Here is a 1,874-nt window from a genome sequence, read left to right as displayed (position 1 = left end):
GCACGGCGCGGCACGGCGCAGCACGGCACGGCGCGGCACGGCGCGGCACGGCACGGCGCGGCACGGCGCGGCACGGCGCGGCACGAAGCGCGGCGGGCTCCACGCGGCGCCATCCGGCGCGGACGATCCTGCGGTGTGTCGGACGGTGCGGGCGTGTCGGACCAGGAACTGGTTGGCTTTTCGCTTTTTTCGCAAAGCGGAACGGTATTCCGCAGGCCCGGAATACCGTTCCGGTTCGGAAACACCGAAAATCGAACGCGTTCGGCGGGCGGCACGCCCGGGCCCGGCAAGCCGGCGGCGGCGCGGCGCCTGCGCGGTCAGTAGCGGGCGGCGTAGGTGGTCGGGGGTTCGCCGAACATGGCGGCGAAGTCCCTGCTCAGGTGGGCCTGGTCGACGTAGCCGAGGTCGGCGGCGAGGCCGGCCCAGTCGACCGGGGCGCCGGGCGCGGCGGCGAGGGTGTCGGTCACCTCCTGCAGCCGGAAGCGGCGCAGCAGCCACTTCGGGCTCACTCCGACGTGGTCGGCGAAGAGGCGTTGGAGCCGGCGTACGCCCACCCCGCACAGGACGGCCAGGTCGTCGACGCGCCGCAGGTCGGGGGTGGCGGATGCGCGCCGGACCCAGTCCGCGACCTCGTCGCCGGCCGGGTCGGCGGGCGCCCGCGCGGCCAGGAAGGCGTCGACGGCCGCCATGCCGGTGATGGGCAGGTCGGGGCCGAAGATCGTGGCTGCGGGGACGGTACGGTCGGTCAGGGAGCTGGCGGGGGCGTCCAGGAAGCGGCGGAACGTGCCGGGCACGAACGCGACCCCGAGGACGCCGCCGGCGCCGGACAGGACGCGGTGGAAGTGCCGCCGGTGTACGCCGCGCAGCAGTGGCTCGCCGTCGCTGGGGAACGTCAGGTGGACGCTCGGCGTCGGTGGGAGCAGCTGCCGGTAGGGCGGCTGGTCGCGCAGGTCCCAGGTCACCCACCAGTAGTGGCTGACGACGCCGGCGAGGGCAGGGCTCGGCGGGGCGGAGCCGTGGTGCTGGAACGCCGACCACGCCCCGGACAGCTCCCTCGGGTCGCGCACGAGGTCACAGCCTAGTCGTCGCGTTTGTCCAAGACCGGCCGCGGCGCGGGCCCTACCGTCGGGGTGATGGACGGACATCTGCTCATCGGTATCGCCGCCCCGGTGACCTTGAAGATCGTGGACGAGATCGACGCCCTGGACGCACCGACACCGTGTACGGGGTGGGACGTGCGGGCGCTGGTGAACCACCTGCTGCACTGGGGACCGTCGCTGGTGGCGGCGGCCCGGAAGGAGTCGCTCGCCCCGGGGCCGGAGATCGACCACACGGACGGCGACTGGCGGACGCTGCTGCGGGCGCAGGTCGACGCGACCGCCGCCGCGTGGGGCGACCCGGCGGCGTGGGAGGGCAGCACCCGGATGGGCGGGCCGATGGAAATGCCCGCGGACCTGGTCGGTGGCATGGTCCTCGGCGAGCTGGTGCTGCACGGCTGGGACCTGGCCAGCGCCTCGGGCCTCGACCCGCAGTGGGACGACACGCTGGTGCTGCGGGTGTACGAGGAGGTCGCCCGCTCCGCGGACCTGGGCCGCCAGATGGGCGTGTACGCCGCCGAGGTCCCCGCGCCGCCCGACGCGCCGCCGCTGGCCAGGGTGCTCGGCCTCAGCGGCCGCGACCCGTCCTGGACTCCCTGACGCGAACCGCCCCGCCCCGACCGCCGAACACAAGCCCCGCCCCGAGCACGGACGTCCGAGCGCCTGGGGCGCCAAGGCACAGTGCCGGGCGCGGGAGACAGCGGGCGCAGGCCGGGGCGAACTCGGCCAAGCGGGCGCGAGACAGGCGGGCGCGGGCCGGAGCGAAGTCGCCAGGCG

Annotated in this window: 3 protein-coding genes; 2 read left to right on the top strand and 1 reads right to left on the bottom strand. The window is 75.3% G+C overall.

The window, feature by feature from the left end:
• A partial coding sequence (locus AB0K00_RS56365) for a hypothetical protein (RefSeq protein ID WP_363539713.1) occupies positions 1-324 on the top strand: 324 nt, incomplete at its 5' end.
• Here the strand turns inward: AB0K00_RS56365 and AB0K00_RS56360 are convergent.
• Positions 318-1,067 carry a helix-turn-helix domain-containing protein gene (locus AB0K00_RS56360; protein WP_363539711.1) on the bottom strand — a complete coding sequence of 250 codons (750 nt, stop codon included), beginning with the start codon at positions 1,065-1,067 and terminating at the stop codon, positions 318-320. The two genes, AB0K00_RS56365 and AB0K00_RS56360, sit on opposite strands and share 7 nt — an antisense overlap.
• A 66-nt stretch (positions 1,068-1,133) precedes the next feature.
• Here AB0K00_RS56360 and AB0K00_RS56355 point away from each other — a divergent pair, with 66 nt between their 5' ends.
• Positions 1,134-1,697: a TIGR03086 family metal-binding protein gene (locus tag AB0K00_RS56355; RefSeq protein WP_363539709.1), complete on the top strand. Its 564-nt coding sequence runs from the start codon at positions 1,134-1,136 to the stop codon at positions 1,695-1,697.
• Positions 1,698-1,874: the final 177 nt, after the last annotated feature.

The sequence above is a fragment of the Dactylosporangium sp. NPDC049525 genome (assembly GCF_040676755.1).
Classification (GTDB): Bacteria; Actinomycetota; Actinomycetes; order Mycobacteriales; family Micromonosporaceae; genus Dactylosporangium.
Note: the sequence above shows the minus strand (reverse complement) of the source record. Positions and strands in the feature narration are given on the sequence as shown.